This is a genomic window from Rhizobacter sp. P3_B12 (assembly GCF_056402895.1).
Genome location: NZ_JBFUGN010001652.1, coordinates 1 through 691, shown reverse-complemented (window position 1 = coordinate 691; position 691 = coordinate 1). Strand labels below are relative to the sequence as shown.

The 691-nt window shown below is 74.2% G+C and carries 1 pseudogene; it reads left to right on the top strand.

Annotation, left to right across the window (positions count from 1 at the left end):
* A pseudogene (locus AC1D01_RS37480) lies at positions 1-691 on the top strand (GGDEF domain-containing protein); the annotation flags it as partial.

Sequence of the window (691 nt, the reverse complement as noted above, 5' to 3'; positions counted from 1 at the left end):
GCCACCGAGCCCGTGCCGGCCGATGCGGCCTTCCCGCTGTGGCAACGCGTCGCCGACGGCCTGAGCGGCACCGTGCAGTCTGCGCTGCCGCCGCCGCCGGCCCCGAGCGCCGAGCTGTCGCGCCAGCTGGCCGACCTGCTCGCGCAGCTCGAGGCCCCGGGCCCGACGCCGCTGCAGGCCGACGAGTTCGACGCGCTGTGCGAGCGCGCGCGCCGCATGCTGGCGCACCGCCATCACTTCGTCGACCAGCTGAGCGGGCTGTGCCAGGAGCTCACCGCGAGCCTCGCCGAGCTGGCCGAGGACGACAGCTGGGCGCGCGGCCAGGTCGACGCGATGAAGCTGCAGATCGACGGCGGGCTGACCGCGCGCAGCGTGCGCTCGGTCAGCGAGCTGCTGGGCCACACCCGCGAGCGCCAGCACCAGTTGCGCGAGGACCGGGCGCGCGCCCGCGACGCGCTGAAGCTGCTGATCAACCGCATGCTCAGCGAGCTGGGCGAGCTGGGCCAGCACACCGGCCGCTTCCACGAGAGCGTCGGCCGCTATGCCGACACCATCGAGAAGGCCGATTCGCTCGAGAGCCTGGCCGGCGTCGTGCGCGAGATGGTCGAGGAGAGCCGCACCGTGCAGTCGCTGGTCAGCCAGGCGCAGGGCCGGCTCGAGTCGGAGCATGCGAAGGCGGTCGGCCTGTCCG